Raw genomic sequence first — 17,685 nt, 5'->3', positions numbered from 1 at the left:
TGAGCGGAAGGTTCCCATGCTCGCGCCCGCGCGAACGGCGCCGAAACGCCGGTGCCCGTCTCGCCCGGGGCGAGACGGGCACCGACCGATCAACGGTTCAGCACTGCGACTTGTAGAAGTACTGGGCCTGCTGGTCCAGGTTGTCGCGGGTGATGGAGATCATCTCCGTCTTCGTCTCCCGCTCCACGGGCTGTCCCTTGATCGCCGCGATCGCGCGCTTGACGCCCTCCTGGCCGATCTTGCCCGGGTTCTGGGCGATGAGGGCCTGCACCCGACCGTTGCGCAGGTCGTCGACCTGCTTCGGGCTCGCGTCGAAGCCCACCAGCTGCACCTGACCGGACTTGCCCGCGTTGGACAGCGCCGTGCCCGCGCCCTCGCCGGTGTTGAGGTTCGTGCCGAACACGCCCACCAGGTCGGGGTTGGCCGCCAGCGTCGAGGACACGATCTGCGCGGCCGTGGCCGGCTCGTTCTCGGTGTACTGGGTGGGCAGCAGCTTCAGGTTCGGGTGCTTGGCGATCTCCTCTTCGAACCCCTTGGCGCGCTCGTCCGTGGTGGAGGTGCCCGCCTTGGTGTTGAGCGCCAGCACCGAGCCCGGCTTGCCGCCCAGCAGCTGCACGAGGGTCTGCGCCGCCAACTGCCCGCCCGCGTAGTTGTCCGAGGACAGCGACGTGACCGAGATGGAGCGGTCCTCCAGCGCCGTGTCGACCTCCACGACCTGGATGCCGTTGCCCTTCGCCTGCTGCAGCGGCGCGGCCAGGGCCTTGTCGTCGGTCGGGGCGATGATCACCGCACCCGGCTTGCCGGCGACGATGCCACCGAGGATCTGCGACTGCTCGGCCTGCTCGAACTTCTCCGGAGCCTGCACGTTGAGCTGGTAACCCTGCGCCGCGGCTTCCTGCTGCGCCGCGCATTCGATGGAGACGTAGAACGGCTCACCGCGCTGACCGGTGATCAGCGCGAGATTCTTGTTGTTCGGGTCGGTCTGCCCGCCGGTGCCGCCGATCTGCCCGGAACCGCAGCCGGCCAGCAGCAGCGCCGCGGCGCCGAGCGCCAACAGCCCCTTGTGCGTTCTCATCGAAACAACCTCCACACGACTCTGTGTTGAAAAAGGCTTGGGTTTCAAAGGATTCGGTTCAACGGTTGTTGCGGGCTCGACGCCGACGCTGGTCCAGGTAGACCGCGGCGACCAGGACCGCCCCGACGGCGATCGGCTGCCAGAACGGGCGAACACCGGCCATCACGAACCCGGCGTCGAGCACCGCCGGGATGAAAACGCCGATGACACTGCCCAGAATCGTCCCGATGCCGCCGAACAGGCTGGTGCCGCCCAGCACCACCGCGGCGATCGAGTTGAGGTTGTCGTTGCTGTGACCGCTGATCGTGGTCGTGCCGAAGTAGGCCAGTGACATGAAACCGGCCAGCCCGGCCAGCACGCCGGTGAGCGTGTAGACGGCGATGAGATGGCGAGTGACCTTGATGCCGCTGCGTCGCGCGGCTTCGGAGTTCGAGCCGATCGCGTAGGTGTAGCGGCCGAAAGCGGTGGTGTGCAGCAGCCACATCGCCAGCAGCGTGATGATCGCCGCGAGGATCACCAGGTTCGGCACCACGCCGAAGGACGTTCCCGTGCCGAGCGTGGTGCGCAGCGTGGCGGGCACCGTGCGCACGTCGATGCCGTTGGTCAGCAGCTGCGCGGCACCCAGCGCCGCACCGAACGAGCCGAGGGTGACGATCAGCGCGGGCACTCGCGCCACCGCGACCAGCAGCCCGTTGAGCAGTCCCCACGCCGCGCCGCCGACCAGCGCCGCCACCAGGCCGATCGCGATGACGCCCCAGCCCGCAGCGGTGGCATCGCCGCCGCTGAGCGCCTCCATGGTCATGGCCGAGACGACCCCGGCGAACACCAGCACCGAACCGACCGACAGGTCGATGCCGGAGGTGATGATCACGAAGGTCATGCCCACCGCGAGCATCAGCAGCGGCGCGGCCTGCACCAGCAGGTTCTGCACGTTGAACAGGGTCAGGAAGGCGTCGGGCCGCAGTGCGCTGAACAGCGCGCACAGCACCACCAGCACCAGACCGGTCCACGCCGTGTTGGATCCGGCCAGCCGGGAACGCAGGCTCACGGCGGGTTCGTCGGGGGTCTGCTGCACGGGCTCGTCGGCGGAGGTCTTCTGCGAAGTCGACATCAGCTCGCGTCCTCCTGAGACAGGGCCCCGGTCATCGCACCGACCAGGTCTTCCAGCTTGGCTTCGGCGGCGTTGAACCGGGCGACCCGGCTGCCCAGGCGCAGCACTTCGACGCGGTCGGCGACCGAGAGCACCTCGGGCATGTTGTGGCTGATCAGAACGACGGCCATGCCGGTGTCGCGCACCCGGCGGACGACGTCGAGGACGCGTTCGCGCTGCACCACGCCCAGCGCGGCGGTCGGTTCGTCGAGGAACACCAGCCGGCTCGCCCACGCCACGGACCGAGCCACCGCGACGCTCTGGCGCTGACCACCCGAGAGCGCACCGATCGGCACGGACAGGTCGGGGAGCGAAACGCCGAACTTGGCGAACTGCTCGGTGGCTTCGGCGCGCATCTTGGCCTTGTCGAGCATTCCGAGCTTGCCGAGCAGGCCCGGCCGCCGGATCTCGCGGCCCAGGAACAGGTTCGCGGCCGGGTCCAGATCCGGCGCCACGGCGAGGTCCTGGTAGGCGGTCTCGATGCCGTGACCGCGCGCGGCGGTCGGCGAGTCCAGCGACACGGGATTGCCGCCGACCAGGATCTGGCCGGAATCCGGCTGCTCCACCCCGGACAGGCACTTCACGAGGGTCGACTTGCCCGCACCGTTGTCACCGATGAGCGCGACCACTTCGCCCGGGTGCACGGTGAAGGAGGCCCCTCGCAGCGCTTCCACGCTGCCGTAGCGCTTGACGAGATCACGTGCTTCGAGAAGTGGTTCGGTCATGCGTGGCTCCCAGCTGAGGGTGGTCTGCACAGCACGGTGGTGAGGTCGCCTTCCAAGCGGGTCTGCCCGGCGGCGTGCGGCACGACGGCGGTGGTTCCGCGCCGCAGCGGCAGAGGGGAACCGTTCGCGCAGTGCAGTTCTCCGCTGCCGTCGAGGACGATCAGCACGCCGAAGGACGGGTCGAGTTCGGCCGAGCCGTGCAGGCGGTCGGCGCGGAAGAACGGGGCCGCGTCCTCGGCGAGGAGAGGAACGCGTCCTTCCCCCAGGTCGCCGGTGCGCTTGATCAGCGAGGCGAGCAGGGCGTCGTCGAAACCGGAGTGGTTGACCGTCTCCAGTGCGGTGGCGGTCTCCAGGCCGAGGAACGCTCCTTCGGCGTCGGTCAGGAAGCCCTGCCACTCCAGGGTGATCGAGAAGTCGGTGGGCTGCTGCAGTTCGACGATGAACACCCCGGCGCCGATGGCGTGCGGAGTTCCGGCGGGCACGTGCACGGTGTCGCCGGGCTTGACCGGGATCTCGTTGAGCGAGCCCAGCATCGCCGAGGAGTCCTGGGTGCGCACCCACTCGGCCACCGTCTCCGGCGTCACGTCATCCCGGAACCCCAGGTGCACCACGGGGTTCGCGCCGCTGGTTCCCACCACGATCCACGCCTCGGTCTTGCCGAAGCGAGAACCCAGGTGCTGCTTGGCGAACACGTCGTCGGGGTGGCAGTGGACGGGCAGGCGCTGCCCGGCGTCGAGCAGCTTCACCAGCAGCGCGGTGCTCTCGCCGTAGGCCGACACGTGATCGGCGCCCAGCCAGGACCGGGGGTCGGCGCTGACCACGTCGCGCAGCAGCCGGCCGTCGGGCAGCCGGGACAGACCGGACTCGTCCTGCCCGAACCGGGTGGTGGTGGAGGCGACCCAGTCTTCGGGTCCGAACTCCCGGTCATCTCCGCCGCCGCGCAGTGCGGCGATCGACGCTCCGCCCCGGTAGAACTGCCGGGGTTGGTTCGCCGGCAGCACCGTTGCTCGCGCGGATGAAGAACTGTGGACGGAACTCAACGAACTACCTCTCCAGAACCTCGGACCAGCAGCCTGGTCGGGACGACCACGCGACCGGGCGGCGACGTGTCGCCGTCCAGCCGCGCGAACAGCAACTCGGCCGCGGACTTGCCCAACGCCCAGGTGTCGTGGGTGACCACGGTGATCGGTGGGTCCAGCAGGTCGGCCAGCTCGAAGTCGTCGAAGCCGACCAGTGCCGGACGAGCGGGCCGCCCCGCGAGCGCGCGCAGGGCGTGGATGGTGATCCGGTTGTTGCCGGTGACCAGTGCGGTGGCCTCGCGCAGCGGGCCCGACAAGACCTCGGCGACGGACTCGTCGGTGTGCGGGCCCATCACGACCAGATCGGACTGGAACGGCACTCCGGCTCGCGCGCATCCTTCGCGGAACCCGCGCAGTCGTTCGGCGGCGGTGTGGATCTCGGGGGCGTCGCCGAGGAAGGCGATGCGGCGGTGGCCGTGTTCGGCGAGGTGCCGGGCGGCCTGGGCGGTCCCGCCTGCGTTGTCGATGAGCACGGAGTCGGCGACGAGGTTGCCCGGCGGGCGGTCGACGAAGACGACCGGCGTGCCCGCGTTGATCTCGTGCGCGATGTAGCCGTGCTGGTGACCTGCGGGAACGACGATCAGCCCGTCGACGCGGCGCGCGCAGAACTCCAGCACCAGCTCTCGCTCGCGCGTCGGGTCCTCATCGGAGGACCCGGTGAGCACCTGCTTGCCCTGCACGCGGGCGACTTCCTCCACGGCGCGGGTCAGCACCGAGTAGAAGGGGTTGGCGAGGTCTTCCAGGACCAGGCCGAGGGTGCCGGTCCCGGTGCCGCGGCGCAGGTTCCGGGCGCTGACGTTGCGGCGGAAGCCGAGCTGGTCGATCGCGGAGAGCACGCGCTGCGCGGTCGTCGGGTGCACGCCGTCCTCGGCGTTGACGACGCGGGAGACCGTTTTGACGCTCACGCCGGCGAGCCGCGCGACATCGGTCATGGTGGCGCGGCGGACGTTCCTCGACTCAGACAACGTTGTCATGGCGGAGCGGATTGGACCGCACGTTCGAGCGTTTTGTCAATGCTGGGCTTCCACTTCTGCTGCGCTCGGTCGCCCGTCTTGCACCACCCGGATCAACTGGCAAAGGGTCGGAAACCTGGCCTCCAGGCGTGGGGCGGTGGCAGAGAGGTTCCCTTCCTCGCGGTTCAGGGCCTCGGTGCGGGGCGGGTCAATGCTTCCGACGGTCGCAACCGGTGCGCTGATCGGCGCCCGCCGGTGACCAAAAACGACAGGAACCCAGCCGCGTGTTGACCTCGCGCGCGACGGGTCGAGACTGTGGGCTCGCGTGGCTGACAAGGTTGTCTAGGTGCGGAGAAGACGATGCTTCCAGGCATGTCCAGAAGGTCCGTGTTGCGCGCGTTGGGCGCGGTCGCCGCCGCAGGCGGGATGTTGGCGACCACGTCGGTGCCGGGGTCGGCGCGGCGGGATTGGAAACCAGTCGCCGACGCCGTTCGCGAGGAATACCTGTGGGCGTGGCGCCAGTACGTCGAACGCGCCCTCGGTGCCGACCACATCAAGCCCATCTCGGGTGGCAGGGAAGATTTCTTCGTCGAGGGTCATTCGGTCGGGCTGAGCCTCGTCGAAGCGGTGGACACGTTGTGGCTGATGGAGGCGGACGCCGAAGTCGCCCAGGCCGTGCAGTGGATCGTCGACGACCTGGACTTCGACATCGACGCTCCCTTCCAGGTCTTCGAGACCAACATCCGCGTGGTCGGAGGGCTCGCCGCCGCCTACCACTGCACGGGTGACCAGCGGCTGCTCGAACGCGCCGAGGACGTCGCCGACCGATTGCTGCCGGCCTTCACCCAATCCCCGACCGGTCTGCCCTACCGGTACGTGAACCTGGCGACCGGGGCGGTCAGCGACCCCGAGACCAACATCGTCGAGATCGGCACCTACATCGTCGAATTCGGCGTGCTCTCGCAGTGGACCGGTGACAACCGCTATTACGACCTGGCGAAACGAGCGATGCGCGTCGCCTACGACAAGCGCACCGAACTCGGCCTGCTGCCGCACGACATCAACGCCGAGACCGGGCGGTGGCGGAACCGCCAGGCGACGGTCGGGCCGCCCGGGGACTCCTACTACGAGTACCTCTGGGACGGGTTCCGGCTCTTCGGCGACCCCGAGCTCAAGCAGTGGTACGACACGCTCACCGGCGCGATCCTGTCGGAGCAGGCCGAACGGCACGACGGAATGCTGTGGTTCCCGCAGGTGGACGCCTTCACCGGCGAGGTCCTCAGCCGGGAGCAGAGCGTCCTCGCCGGCTTCTACGCCGGACTGCTCGCCGAATCCGGGCACGTCGCCGAAGGGCGCGCCTACCACGACGCGTTCACCGCTGTGCAGGAGCGGTTCGGCGTGATCCCGACCTCCGTGGACTACTCGACGATGACCGCCACCCGCGTCGACACCGCCCTGCGGCCGGAGTTCGCCGACTCCGCGCTGATGCTGTGGCTGGCCACCGGCGACGAGGTGTTCCGCGAACGCGCCCGCACCCACTTCGAGAACATGGTGGCCACGTCGAAGACGACCTACGGCTTCGCGTCCCTGACCGACGTCACCGCCGAGCCACCGTCCCAAGAGGACACCTGTCCGGGCTACTGGTGGTCGGAGCAGATGAAGTACTACTGGCTGCTGTTCTCCGACACACCTCGCCTGGACTACCGGGACAACTACTTGAGCACCGAGGCGAACCTGCTGCGCGGGGCGCGGCGCTGAGGTGAGGATGGGAACCTTCCTGCCACTGCGGTGCGCGAAAGGTTCCCCTCCTCGCTCCGCTCACCCGGATACCCTGGGGCCATGGCTGATCATGTGCAGGTGGTGACCACCACCGACTCCGAGGAGTCCGCCGCGGAGCTCGCGCGGGGCGTCGTGGAAGCCCGGCTGGGAGCGTGCGTTCAGGTCGTGCCGATTCGCAGCTTCTACGTGTGGGACGGCGCGGCGCAGGACGACCCGGAGTGGCAGCTGCAGATCAAGACCGCCAGCGGTCGGCTGGACGCCCTGGTCGGGCATCTGAAGGCCCACCACGGCTACGACGTGCCGGAGATCATCGTGACGCCGATCGTCGGCGGGAACCCCGACTACCTGACCTGGGTCGACGAGCAGACGACTCCGGCGTCTCGGTGACGCGCGCCACCGGGCACACTCGCTGTGAGGTGTCGTGCAATCGGAAGTGGGGTCGACGTGCCGCGTAGCTATGGCGGGTGGTTCCGGCTGGTCGCGATCGCCGAAGCGTTCTCCTGGGCGGGACTGCTGGTGGCGATGGCGTTCAAGTACGGGCTCGGGATGCCGCTGGGCGTGACCATCATGGGTTCGGTCCACGGGGCCCTGTTCACCGCCTACGTGGTGACCACCCTGATCGTGTTCAGCCCGCTGCGCTGGCGCTTCTGGCCGCTGGCGTTCGCGCTGGTGGCGTCGGTGCCGCCACTGGCCACGGTGTGGTTCGAGCGTTGGGCCAACCGCCGCGGGATGCTCACCGAGCCCGACTCCGACGCCCCGACGTTCTGGGGCCACGTGCGCTACGCGCTCAAGGAGCTGAACTAGAAGTCGCCCGCCGCGTGGCGGACCTTGCCGAGCAGTTCGGTGAGCTGCTGGGTCTGGCGTTCGGTGATGCCGCCCAGGCCGAAGTCGATCTCGGTGACCGCGTCGGTCGCCTTCTGCATCAGGTTCCGGCCCTCTTCGGTGATCTCCACCAGGGTGGTGCGCCGGTCGGTGGGGTGCGGCACGCGCCGGACCAGGCCGTCCTGTTCGAGCCTGTCGACGATGTTGGTCACGCTCGTGGGGTGCAGCTGAAGCCGGTCGCCCATGACTCGCATCGGGAGGCTGCCGCGCTTGGAGAACGTGAGCAGCACGAGGGCTTCGTAGCGGGCGAAGGTCAGGTTGTGCGCGCGCAGGGCGTTGTCGACGGCGGACTGCAGGATCTGCTGCACGCGCATCACGCTGGTCACCGCGGCCATCGTCGTGGACGGGCCGATCCGTTCTGCCCAGGTCTCGGCCGCGCGCGCGATGGGGTCGAAGGGCAGTGGACCACGGGAGCTCATAGCGTCCGACGCTAGCAGCGAGAGCGAGCACGTCTGAGGGCTGTGCTGCTACTACTGGTTCCGGGACTCATGTGACGTGGACGAACCGATGGGAGCAGACGTGCTGGTGGCCTTCAGTGTTGCCCCGAGCGGGGCTGGTGAGAGCGACAGTGTCAGCGAGGCGGTGGCCGCTGCGGTGAAGGTGGTCCGGGAATCCGGTCTGCCGCACGAGACGACCTCGATGTTCACCACGATCGAGGGCGAGTGGGACGAGGTCATGGACGTGGTCAAGCGCGCCACCGAGGCGGTTTCGGCGCACTCCCCGCGGACCAGCCTGGTGCTCAAGGCGGACATCCGTCCCGGGCACTCCGGACAGCTGCGGTCCAAGGTCGAGCGGGTGGAGCAACATCTTCGAGAACAGTAGGTGAACGCGAAACGGGGATGGTGTCCTCATCGACACCATCCCCGTGATCACGTCAGGCTCGGCTGACGTCAGCCCTGCGGGTGGTCGACCACCGGGGCGTTGACGCACTCGGCGTTCTGCGGCGACAGAAGCGGGACGGTCAGACCCACGACGGCAACGTTGTTGCCGCAGGCCTGCACCGGCACGGCGCTGATGTTGTTGTCGTCCAGCAGGTTGACGCCGTCGTTGTCGGCGGTGTCCGCGAACGCGGTGCTGCCCAGGGTCACGATGCTGAGGGCGGCGACGCCGGCGGCACCGGCAACACGGGTTGCAATACGCACTTTTTCGAACCTCTCGTTGAACTACTGGCCGAAGGTCCCCCACGAGAGACCCCGCAGCCCGCGAGGCGACCACAGTCCCTCGCAGGCTCTGTGTCCTCTTCGGCGATCACCACCGGAAAACATGAGGGTTTGATCGCCTACGCCACCTGTTCGTGTGGCTTCGTTCACCGAATCGAATTGACCTTTGGGGCTTCGGCGTGTCGGGATGAGCGCATTCGGTGACCACTTCGCCGCCCGTACGTGACCTTGGGGCGGGTGGTGCGAGAAAGGTTCCCCGCATCGCACGCCCACGCGCCACGCCGCTGGTCGGACGTGTCAGGATGGAACTGTGACGAGGCCGGATCCACGCCAGAACGCAGCAGCGATGTCCGCCGCGATGGCGGGCGCAGTCGACCTGTCGGCACTCAAGAGCCGTGCCGAGGCCGCAGCCAATTCCACAGCGCAGCCGCCCAGCGGTGGCGGCGACGGGGCGGCCGGGCAAGCGCACCCGGCGATCATCGAGGTCACCGAGACCGACTTCCAGGCCGAGGTCGTCGAGCGGTCCATGCAGGTACCGGTCGTCGTCGACCTGTGGGCCACCTGGTGCGAGCCGTGCAAGCAGCTCTCCCCGGCGTTGGAGAAGCTCGCCCGCGAGGGCAACGGCGCTTGGGTGCTGGCGAAGATCGACGTCGACGCGAACCCGCGGATCGCGCAGCTGTTCCAGGTGCAGTCGGTGCCGATGGTGATCGCGGTGGCCGGAGGGCAGCCGGTCGACGGCTTTGCCGGCGCGCAGCCCGAGCCGCAGCTCCGGGAGTGGATCAGCTCCCTGCTCAACGCCCTGCGCGACCAGCTGCCGGGAATCCGGGCGGCCGAGGAGGGCGCCTCCGAGGCCGAGCCCGAAGAGGAGCCCGAGGACCCGCGGTTCATCGCCGCCGAGGACGCCTTGGAGCAGGGCGACTTCGCCGCCGCCGAGACCGCTTACCAGCAGATCCTCGACAGCGAGCCGAACAACGAGCAGGCCAAGGCCGCCCTCATGCAGGTGCGCTTCATGGCCCGCGCCGAGCAGGCCGACCCGTCGGCGATCGAGCGCGCCGACAACGCACCGGACGACCTGGACGCCCAGATCGCGGCCGCTGACGCGGAGGTCGCGTTCGGCAAGGTCGACGAAGGCTTCACGCGCCTGATCCAGGCGGTCAAGCGCACCTCGGGCGACGATCGCAACCGGGTTCGCACGCACCTGGTCGAGATGTTCGAGATCTTCCCCGAGGGTGACGAGCGGGTCGCCAAGGCCCGCCGCAACCTGGCCAGCGCGCTGTTCTGATCTTTCCCACCGCTGTCGCCCTCTCCTCGAACACCGGCGGGGAGGGCGACAGCGTGTGGTGAGCGAAAGGTTCGCCTCCTTCACGATCCTGCCGGGCTCGACCCGTCAGGCGAAGGTCACGAGGCGATGGCGCAGGGTCGCCAGGCCGTCGTCGCCGAGGCCGGACGTCCGCAGGTACTCGGCGAAGTCGCGGCCGTTGACGACCTCGTCGACAAGACCGCGTTCGGTGGCGTCGTGCTGGGCGAGGAACTCCTGGATCTTCGGGGTGTCATCGCCCAGACCGGCCGCCGCGCACAGCTCCGCGCGGCGTTGGTGGCTGATCGCGTAGTCCTCGGCGATGTCCTGCGCGCTCACCCCGACCGAGGCCAGCAGGACCAGGGCGATCAGCCCGGTGCGGTCCCGGCCGCCGCCGCAGTGCACCAGCACCCCACCGGGTTCGGCGTGGACCACCGCACCGACGACCTCGGCCACGAGTCGCGGATACCGGTCCAGGAACGGCTCGTAGTACAGGGGAGTGCACGAGAAGGCCCCTCCCCACCGGTCCCAGAACTCGGTGTCGGACTTCTCGTCCAGCGGGATGCGGACGGTGGTCAGACCGGCCGGGCGCGGTGAGCGGTCGGTTTCTCCCTCGTCCAGGCCGGTCAGGTCGATGATCGTGCGCACGCCGTGCTGCCACAGACCTTCCCAGCCCGCTGCCGTCGCGGCGGCGGGGTGCTCGGCGCGCACCACGGCCCCCCAACGGGTCCGCCCGCCCTCAGCGGGCAGGCCTCCCAGATCACGAGCGTTGAGAAGGCCGTCGAAGCCCAGAACTCGTCGTCTGCTCATGCTTCGAGGGACGCGCGGACCCGCTCCGGGGTTGAGCGGAGGGCTCAGCTGTCGTACTTGGTGGTGCAGGGCGCGAGACCTTCCTGCACGCCGACGCGGAACGCCTCCACCCTGGCGAAACCGACCGGGACCTGGTCGCCGTTGGCGTTGGCCGCGATCAGGCTCTCCTCACCCAGCAACGCCGACACGCCCTCGTCGATGTCCTCGGGCACGATCCGCAGCCTGCCCACGGGATTGCGCTGCCCGATCGGGTCTTCCACCAGCAGACCGCTCCACGCACCGACCATGCACGCGGTCCGCAGCCCGGCGGCCTCGTCGTCGACGGAATACCCGGCGGCCTTCTGCACCGACAGCGCGTACCGGGAAGCGATCTGCGCGTAGGCGGCGAAATCTCCGTAGCCCGCGGACTGGCTCGCCTTGCTCGGCGGCGTGGCGATCTCGCGCAGCTCCGGAACGTTCAGCGAGATCGTGTTGGTCTCGGTGCAGAACGAAGCGGGCGAGGTCGGCTGCCGGCCGGAGCAGGTCCTGGGCTCGGCGATGACCCTCGGCGGCTCGGCGCCGGTGTCGCGGAACACCGAGTGCAGGCTCTCCTGCACCGCCTTCAGGCTCTTGTCGTCGATGGGCAGCTCGGTCTCCTGCTGGGTGGGCTTCCAGTTCTGGAACAGCGTCGTGCGCTTGGTGACCTCCTCGTTGGTCATCTCCGCGCAGCGCTGAGGACCGTCGCTGAAGCCGAACTGGAAGGCGCTGACCCGGTCGAAGGCCGTGCCGTGCGCGTTGCTGCCGGTGAAGTCCGAGGTTCCCGGGGAGTCGCGGATGAAGTTGAGCACGCCCATGACCTCGTTGAGGCCCGAACCCGTGGAGACCTGGAAGTACTGCGAAGACCCCTCGGCGACGTGCCGGAAGTAGGCGCCGGTGAAGCAGTCGGCCTGCTGTTCGAGCACGATCACGGGATCGTTCTGCGCGACGGTGCCCGCCCGGTGCTGCACGGCGTGCCCCATCTCGTGGGCCAGCACGGTGACGACCGCCAGCGGACCGAAGCTGTTGTTGAGCTCGGGCAGCAGCGTCCCGCGGTCCCAGGCGACGAGGTCCTCGGACGGGCAGTAGAAGGCGTTGACCATGCCCGCGGTGTTCTGCTTGCACAGCTGCCCGCCTGGAGCCCCCGAGTCGTAGGAGATCAACCGCTTGACGGGCTCGAACTTCTTGCCGTCGAACGCCTGCGGGAAGGCTTCGGCCCAGTAGGCGTCGACGTCGGCGACGGCGTTGCGGGCGAGCTTGTCCATCTCGCCGTTGTCGGTGCCCTCCACCGGGAGCGGGGCCTGCGGAGCGCCCTCCTTCGGCCCGCTCGGACCGTCGGCGGCGGGAAGCCCCGCCACGCTGGTGGTGGAGTAGCCGCCCAAGGTCGTGGGAACGCCGCTGATGACCTGTGCGCATCCGCTGACCAGGGACGCGCAGGCGATTACCGAGACCGCGGCGCCGAGGACCCGCCCCCGCCGCCGGTTTGCCGTCGCCACCACTACACGCGCCCCATCTCGCTGCCGGTACCGAACTCGTTCGCCGTGGGCCGGTCGCGCGGCCCGGTCTTCGCGCAGCAGCCTATCGGGTGACCGATCTTCGTCACGGCCGATCTGGTCGGAGGCCGTTCGCGGGTGGCAGGAAGGTTCCCACGCTCACGTCAGGCACCCGCCCCAGCCGGAGCGCACCCCATCCGCGAAGGCCGCGATCCGATCGAAACCGCTCAGCGGTGCCTCGTCGCCGCCGCGGGACACCGCGTCGGATTCGAGGACGACCTGCACCGCCTCGTCCAGGTCTCCCGGCGACAGGTTCGGCTGCTCCGCGGTGAACGCGCCGGTCAGGCAGACGATGTCGGTGCCGTTCGCCCGGTGGCCGAGGTCGGTCAGGGCCGCCAGCGCGTAGCGGGAGGCCAGCAGCGTGGTGACCGCCTGGTCGCCGATGTCGTCGTGGGTGCGGCGCAGCGCCTCCGGATCGGCGGCGACCGTCGGGGGAGAGGGGCAGAAACCGACCGGCCCGCCGGCGCCGGGGCAGCCGGTGGAACGCGCCGGAGGGACCCATCGCCCGCCCAGGTCCGCGACCGCGGTCCCGAAGCGCTCAGCCACCGGCGCCGTGTCCAGGACCGACTCCAAGGGAGCGTTCGGGTCGTCGTCGACCGGTTCGGCGACCCCGCTCTCGGTCACCTGGGTGCAACCGCGGGGGCCTCCGGTGAAGCCGTGCTGGAAGGCCGTCACCCGGTCGAAGGCGGTGCCGTGCCCGGAGGTGCCGATCGGATCGCGGAAGACGGTGATGGCGCGCAGCGCGTCGTCGAGCCGGTCCGGGTCGGTGCGCAGGTGCGGGGCGTGCCCGTCGGAGACCCATCGCAGGAAGGACCCCGCGTAGCAGTCGGCCATCGACTCCAGCCGCAGCGGTTCGCCCTCGGCGAGCCCGGCTCGCTGCTGCACCGCGTGCCCGATCTCGTGGGCCAGCACCACCGCCACCGCCGTGTCCCCGTAGTGCTCGCGCAGCACCGGCAGCAGCGCGGCGCGGTCCCAGGCGATGGCGTCCACGGACTGGCAGTAGTACGCGTTGCCCTCGACCTCCCGCGGCTCGGAGGCGCAGGGCGGGGCGGTGCCGGTGCTGCCGGTGTCGACCGAGAAGAACCCGCCGTCGAGGTCCCGCCAGGGCGAGCCGAAGGTGTCGGGGTAGGCGTGGGCCCAGTAGCGCTGGACGTCGGTGACGACGGTGGCCGCCAAGCGGTCGGTCCCACCACGGTCCGTGCCGTGCACGAACGCCGGATCGACCGTGGGTTCCGACACATTCGGCGCCTGCTCGACGGGCGTCGTGCAGGCGCTGATGATCAGCCCGATGGTCACCGCGACAAGTCCGAATGCACGCACGCGCCCCAGCTTCCCACCTGCCTCGGGGTGTGCGCGGGCGTCGGGTGCACATCGCACGCGAGCGCGTCGAGCGAGATATGGTCCGCTCCCGTGAGAGCCGTCCACCGCTTTACCGTCCGGGCCCACCTGCCCGAGCCGCTCAGCCCGCTGGGCAAGTTGGCGACGAACCTGCGCTGGGCGTGGCATCCGCCCACGCAGGACCTGTTCTCGGCGGTCGACCCGCAGGTGTGGGCGGCGGTGGGGGCGGATCCGCTGCGCCTGCTCTCGGAGGTGCCCGCCGAGCGGTTGCGGCAGTTGGCCGCCGACGAGGACTTCCTGGCGCGCACCCGCGCGGTGGGCGACGATCTGCGCCGCTACCTCACGGTTCCGCGCTGGTACCAGCAGCGTCAGGACGAGGGCGCGGGACTTCCCGCGTCGATCGCCTACTTCTCCATGGAGTTCGGTCTCACCGAGGCGCTGCCGAACTACTCCGGCGGGCTCGGCGTGCTCGCGGGTGATCACCTCAAGTCGGCCTCCGACTTGGGGGTTCCCCTGATCGGTGTCGGCTTGCTCTACCGCTCCGGCTACTTCCGGCAGGGCCTGTCGTCGGAGGGCTGGCAGGTCGAGCACTACCCGGTGATCGATCCGCGCGGGTTGCCGCTGGAGGTGCTCACCGACGAGGACGACCGCCCGGTGGTGGTCAAGGTCGCCATGCCCGCGGCCCGCACGCTGCACGCCAGGGTGTGGAAGGCGCAGGTCGGACGGGTTCCGCTGCTGCTGCTGGACAGCGATCTGCCGGACAACGACGACGAGCTCCGCAGCACCACCGATCGGCTCTACGGCGGCGACGCCGAGCACAAGATCCGCCAGCAGATCCTCGCCGGTGTCGGCGGGGTGCGGGCCGTGCGCGCCTACTGCCGGCTCACCGGGCATCCGCAGCCCGAGGTCTTCCACACCAACGAGGGGCACGCCGGTTTCCTGGGCCTGGAGCGCATCAGGGAGCTGCAGACCGACCCGGGGCTGGACTTCGACCAGGCCACGGCCGCGGTGCGGGCCGGGACGGTGTTCACCACGCACACCCCCGTCCCGGCCGGCATCGACCGGTTCCCGGTGGACCTGGTGCGGCGCTACTTCGACGACGGTTCTCAGCAGCCGCTGCTGCCGGGGGTGCCCGCTGATCGCGTGCTGGCGCTGGGCGCCGAGGACAACCCGGGCATGTTCAACATGGCGCACATGGGTCTGCGGTTGGCGCAGCGGGCGAACGGGGTCTCGGAGCTGCACGGCGAAGTGATCCGCAAGATGTTCCGCAATCTCTGGCCGGGCTTCGGGGTCGAGGAGGTCCCGATCCGCTCGGTCACCAACGGGGTGCACGGGCCGACCTGGTCCGCCCGCGAACTGGGCAAGCTGCTCGGGGAGTCCGAGATGGACAGCGGTGCCGGGTTGCGCGGCATGGAGCCGGTGAGCGATTCGCTGCTGTGGGAGCTCCGGTGCTCGCTGCGTCAGCGGCTGATCGACGAGGTGCGGCGCAGGTTGCGCGTCGCCTGGCAGCAGCGGGGCGCCTCGGACCTGGAACTGGGCTGGTGCGACTCGGTTTTCGACCCCGAGGTGCTCACCATCGGTTTCGCGCGAAGGGTTCCCACCTACAAGCGGGCGACGCTGATGTTGCGCGACACCGACCGGTTGCGGGACCTGCTGCTGGATTCCGAACGTCCGGTGCAGATCGTGGTGGCGGGCAAGTCCCACCCGGCGGACGAGGGCGGCAAGGCGATGATCCAGCGGATCGTGCGCTTCGCCGACGGCGCCGATGTGCGGCATCGCATCGTGTTCCTGCCGGACTACGACATGTCGCTGGCCCGCTACCTGGTGTCGGGCTGCGACGTCTGGCTGAACAACCCGGTGCGGCCGTTGGAGGCGTGCGGGACGTCGGGGATGAAGGCCGCGCTCAACGGCGTGCTGAACCTCTCGGTGCGCGACGGCTGGTGGGACGAGATGTACGACGGCCGCAACGGGTGGGCGATCCCCACGGCCGACGGCGTCAGCGACCCCAACCGGCGGGACGATCTGGAAGCCACGGCGTTGTACGAGCTGATGTCCGAGCACGTGGCGCCGATGTACTACGAGCGCAACAGCGATGGCGTGCCGGGCAAGTGGATGTCGATGGTCCGCCACACCCTGGCGACCTTGGGACCGAGGGTTCAGGCGTCGCGCATGATCCGCGAGTACGTCGACGGTCATTACACGCCCGCCGCGCAGTCGGCGCGCGCGATGTTCGACGACGACTTCCGCGGTGCGCGGGAGCTGGCCGACTACCGGCGCCGGTTGCAGGCGGCGTGGAACCGGGTTCGGGTCGGTGACACCGAGATGTCGGTGGATCACGGGACGCCGCTGCTCGGCGGTCAGGTCACGGTGCGCGCCAGGGTGGACCTGGCCGGTCTCGATCCGTCCGATGTGGACGTCGAGGTCGTGGTGGGCCGGGTCGACGACAACGACGTGCTGCACGACTTCGTCACCGCGTCGATGAAGCCCATCGGAGATGACCGGTACGCGGCCGCGGTGACGCTGCCGCACGCGGGCCCGGCCGGCTACAACGTCCGGGTCCTGCCTCGGCACCCGTTGCTGTCGGAGCCCGCGGAACTGGGCAAGGTCGTCCTCGCGGGCTAGTGGTCAGCGGATCCGGCGCAGCCCGATCCCGCCGAGCGCCAGGAAGATCAGGGCGGTGACGCACACGCCCGGCCAGCCGTGGAGGCCGTAGGTGAGGCTGCCCGCGGCCGAGCCGATCGCGCCTGCCAGGAACGTCGAGAGCATGAAGATGGTGTTCAGGCGCCCACCTGAGGCGGGGTCGACCGACAGCGCCGCGTTCTGGTTGGCGGCTTGGCCGACCTGCAGGCCGATCGGCACGGCCGCGGTGCCCAGCAGCAGGGCGGTCAGCGAGTTCGTGCCCAGGGCGAGCACTAGGGCGGCGAAGGCGAGCACGGTCAGTCCGATCGCGCCGACGAGCCGAGGCCCGCGGCGGTCGACCATCTTCCCGGCCACGGGCGCCAGCGCGGCGCTGAGCAGTCCGAGCAGGCCGACGAGTCCTGCTTCGGCGACGGTGAAGTCGTGCGGTGGTGCGGTGAGCACGAGGGCGAGGGTGGTCCAGACGGCGTTGAACGCGGCGAAGCTGCCCGCCTGGCGCAGGCAGGCTCGGCGCAGGCCCGGTTCGCGGCGCAGGTAGCCGGGCAGCGAGCGCAGCAGCGCCCAGTAGCGCACCGGGTTCCGCTCGCCGTCGCTCGGCAGCGCGCGAACCGTCCACAGGCCCACGACCAGCGTGAGCACCGCTGCCGCGGCGAAGACCCAGCGCCAGCCCAGCAGTTCGGCGAGCTGGCCGGACACGACCCGGGCGCCCATGATCCCGGTGATCAACCCGGCCTGCACCCAGGACATGGCGGTGCCGCGCTGCGCCGGGTCGGCCAGTTGCACGACCAGCGGGATGAGGATCTGCGGCACGACGGTGGTGACCGCGGCGAGTCCGGTGAGCACCGCGAGCACCGGCAACGACGGTGCGAGGGAACTTCCCACCAGCAGGAGCGCGGTGAGGACGCTGAGCGCGCCGACCATCCTGCGCCGGTCCCTGCTGTCGCCGAGGGGGATGACGAACAGCAGACCGGCGGAGTAGCCGAGCATCCCGGCGGTCACCACGATGCCCGCGGTCGGCGGCGAGGTGCCGAAGGTGTGGGCGACGGGGCCGATGATCGGTTGCGCGAGGTAGATGTTGGCGACGGTGACACCGGCGCACAGCGCGGCGGCGAACAGCAGCGCACGGCTCAGGCGGCCGGTGTCGGGGGCGACGGTGGTCATCCACTCTCCGCAGGCGAAACGGTGTAACCAACTGGTTGGTTGCAGTCTCTCCGCGCCCAGAACTCGTGTCA

Annotated in this window: 17 protein-coding genes; 6 read left to right on the top strand and 11 right to left on the bottom strand. The window is 69.8% G+C overall.

Features of this window, described 5'->3' with window-relative positions; genetic code table 11:
- Window positions 1-97 precede the first annotated feature (97 nt).
- Genes E1202_RS00265 through E1202_RS00245 form a run of 5 tightly spaced genes read right to left on the bottom strand, consistent with a single transcriptional unit; the run spans window position 98 to window position 4,961 of the window.
- Window positions 98-1,075, bottom strand: a complete 978-nt coding sequence (locus tag E1202_RS00265; RefSeq protein WP_132680230.1) for an ABC transporter substrate-binding protein — start codon at window positions 1,073-1,075, stop codon at window positions 98-100.
- 58 nt (window positions 1,076-1,133) lie between these two features.
- The gene (locus tag E1202_RS00260; RefSeq protein ID WP_132680229.1) at window positions 1,134-2,186 is read right to left on the bottom strand and encodes an ABC transporter permease; all 1,053 of its coding nucleotides are present in this window, start codon (window positions 2,184-2,186) and stop codon (window positions 1,134-1,136) included.
- The gene (locus E1202_RS00255) at window positions 2,186-2,950 is read right to left on the bottom strand and encodes an ATP-binding cassette domain-containing protein (RefSeq protein ID WP_132680228.1); all 765 of its coding nucleotides are present in this window, start codon (window positions 2,948-2,950) and stop codon (window positions 2,186-2,188) included. Before E1202_RS00255 ends, E1202_RS00260 begins: the two co-directional genes overlap by 1 nt.
- On the bottom strand, window positions 2,947-3,990 hold the full coding sequence (locus E1202_RS00250; protein ID WP_235877476.1) for a class I mannose-6-phosphate isomerase: 1,044 nt from the start codon (window positions 3,988-3,990) through the stop codon (window positions 2,947-2,949). Before E1202_RS00250 ends, E1202_RS00255 begins: the two co-directional genes overlap by 4 nt.
- Window positions 3,987-4,961, bottom strand: coding sequence for a LacI family DNA-binding transcriptional regulator (locus E1202_RS00245; RefSeq protein ID WP_132680386.1), 975 nt, complete (start codon window positions 4,959-4,961; stop codon window positions 3,987-3,989). The genes E1202_RS00250 and E1202_RS00245 overlap by 4 nt, the downstream gene beginning before the upstream one ends.
- 393 nt (window positions 4,962-5,354) lie before the next feature.
- On the opposite strand from E1202_RS00245, the gene E1202_RS00240 reads away from it, so the two are divergent.
- From E1202_RS00240 to E1202_RS00230, 3 genes are all read left to right on the top strand, one after another.
- Window positions 5,355-6,740 carry a glycoside hydrolase family 47 protein gene (locus E1202_RS00240; RefSeq protein WP_235877473.1) on the top strand — a complete coding sequence of 462 codons (1,386 nt, stop codon included), beginning with the start codon at window positions 5,355-5,357 and terminating at the stop codon, window positions 6,738-6,740.
- 81 nt (window positions 6,741-6,821) lie between these two features.
- Window positions 6,822-7,148, top strand: coding sequence for a divalent-cation tolerance protein CutA (cutA, locus tag E1202_RS00235; RefSeq protein ID WP_132680227.1), 327 nt, complete (start codon window positions 6,822-6,824; stop codon window positions 7,146-7,148).
- A 57-nt stretch (window positions 7,149-7,205) separates the two neighbouring features.
- Complete coding sequence (locus tag E1202_RS00230; RefSeq protein ID WP_235877471.1) at window positions 7,206-7,565, top strand: DUF3817 domain-containing protein; 360 nt, start codon at window positions 7,206-7,208, stop codon at window positions 7,563-7,565.
- Here the strand turns inward: E1202_RS00230 and E1202_RS00225 are convergent.
- Window positions 7,562-8,062, bottom strand: coding sequence for a MarR family winged helix-turn-helix transcriptional regulator (locus tag E1202_RS00225; protein WP_132672322.1), 501 nt, complete (start codon window positions 8,060-8,062; stop codon window positions 7,562-7,564). The two genes, E1202_RS00230 and E1202_RS00225, sit on opposite strands and share 4 nt — an antisense overlap.
- Window positions 8,063-8,162: 100 nt before the next feature.
- On the opposite strand from E1202_RS00225, the gene E1202_RS00220 reads away from it, so the two are divergent.
- Complete coding sequence (locus E1202_RS00220; RefSeq protein ID WP_132672495.1) at window positions 8,163-8,465, top strand: MTH1187 family thiamine-binding protein; 303 nt, start codon at window positions 8,163-8,165, stop codon at window positions 8,463-8,465.
- Window positions 8,466-8,533: 68 nt separating this feature from the next.
- Here E1202_RS00220 and E1202_RS00215 read toward each other — a convergent pair whose 3' ends face one another.
- Window positions 8,534-8,785: a hypothetical protein gene (locus E1202_RS00215; protein ID WP_132680226.1), complete on the bottom strand. Its 252-nt coding sequence runs from the start codon at window positions 8,783-8,785 to the stop codon at window positions 8,534-8,536.
- A 364-nt stretch (window positions 8,786-9,149) separates the two neighbouring features.
- Here E1202_RS00215 and E1202_RS00210 point away from each other — a divergent pair, with 364 nt between their 5' ends.
- Window positions 9,150-10,085, top strand: coding sequence for a tetratricopeptide repeat protein (locus E1202_RS00210; protein WP_235877470.1), 936 nt, complete (start codon window positions 9,150-9,152; stop codon window positions 10,083-10,085).
- A gap of 105 nt (window positions 10,086-10,190) precedes the next feature.
- On the opposite strand, the gene E1202_RS00205 is transcribed toward E1202_RS00210, so the two are convergent.
- The 3 genes from E1202_RS00205 to E1202_RS00195 all read right to left on the bottom strand — a co-directional run bounded on the left by E1202_RS00205 (window position 10,191) and on the right by E1202_RS00195 (window position 13,798).
- Entirely contained in the window at window positions 10,191-10,910 is a 720-nt protein-coding gene (locus E1202_RS00205; protein WP_132680225.1) for a tyrosine-protein phosphatase, read from the bottom strand.
- Between the two features lie 44 nt (window positions 10,911-10,954).
- Complete coding sequence (locus tag E1202_RS00200; protein ID WP_207918405.1) at window positions 10,955-12,424, bottom strand: neutral zinc metallopeptidase; 1,470 nt, start codon at window positions 12,422-12,424, stop codon at window positions 10,955-10,957.
- Between the two features lie 153 nt (window positions 12,425-12,577).
- Window positions 12,578-13,798: a neutral zinc metallopeptidase gene (locus tag E1202_RS00195; RefSeq protein ID WP_235877468.1), complete on the bottom strand. Its 1,221-nt coding sequence runs from the start codon at window positions 13,796-13,798 to the stop codon at window positions 12,578-12,580.
- Between the two features lie 90 nt (window positions 13,799-13,888).
- Between E1202_RS00195 and glgP the strand changes: the two genes are divergently transcribed.
- Window positions 13,889-16,438, top strand: a complete 2,550-nt coding sequence (gene glgP / locus E1202_RS00190; RefSeq protein WP_132680223.1) for an alpha-glucan family phosphorylase — start codon at window positions 13,889-13,891, stop codon at window positions 16,436-16,438.
- A 3-nt stretch (window positions 16,439-16,441) separates the two neighbouring features.
- On the opposite strand, the gene E1202_RS00185 is transcribed toward glgP, so the two are convergent.
- On the bottom strand, window positions 16,442-17,614 hold the full coding sequence (locus E1202_RS00185; RefSeq protein WP_132680222.1) for an MFS transporter: 1,173 nt from the start codon (window positions 17,612-17,614) through the stop codon (window positions 16,442-16,444).
- Window positions 17,615-17,685 lie beyond the last annotated feature (71 nt).

It is taken from the genome of Saccharopolyspora karakumensis, assembly GCF_004349225.1.
In the GTDB taxonomy this organism is placed as follows: Bacteria; Actinomycetota; Actinomycetes; order Mycobacteriales; family Pseudonocardiaceae; genus Saccharopolyspora; species Saccharopolyspora endophytica.
This window is presented reverse-complemented; position numbering and strand designations above follow the sequence as displayed.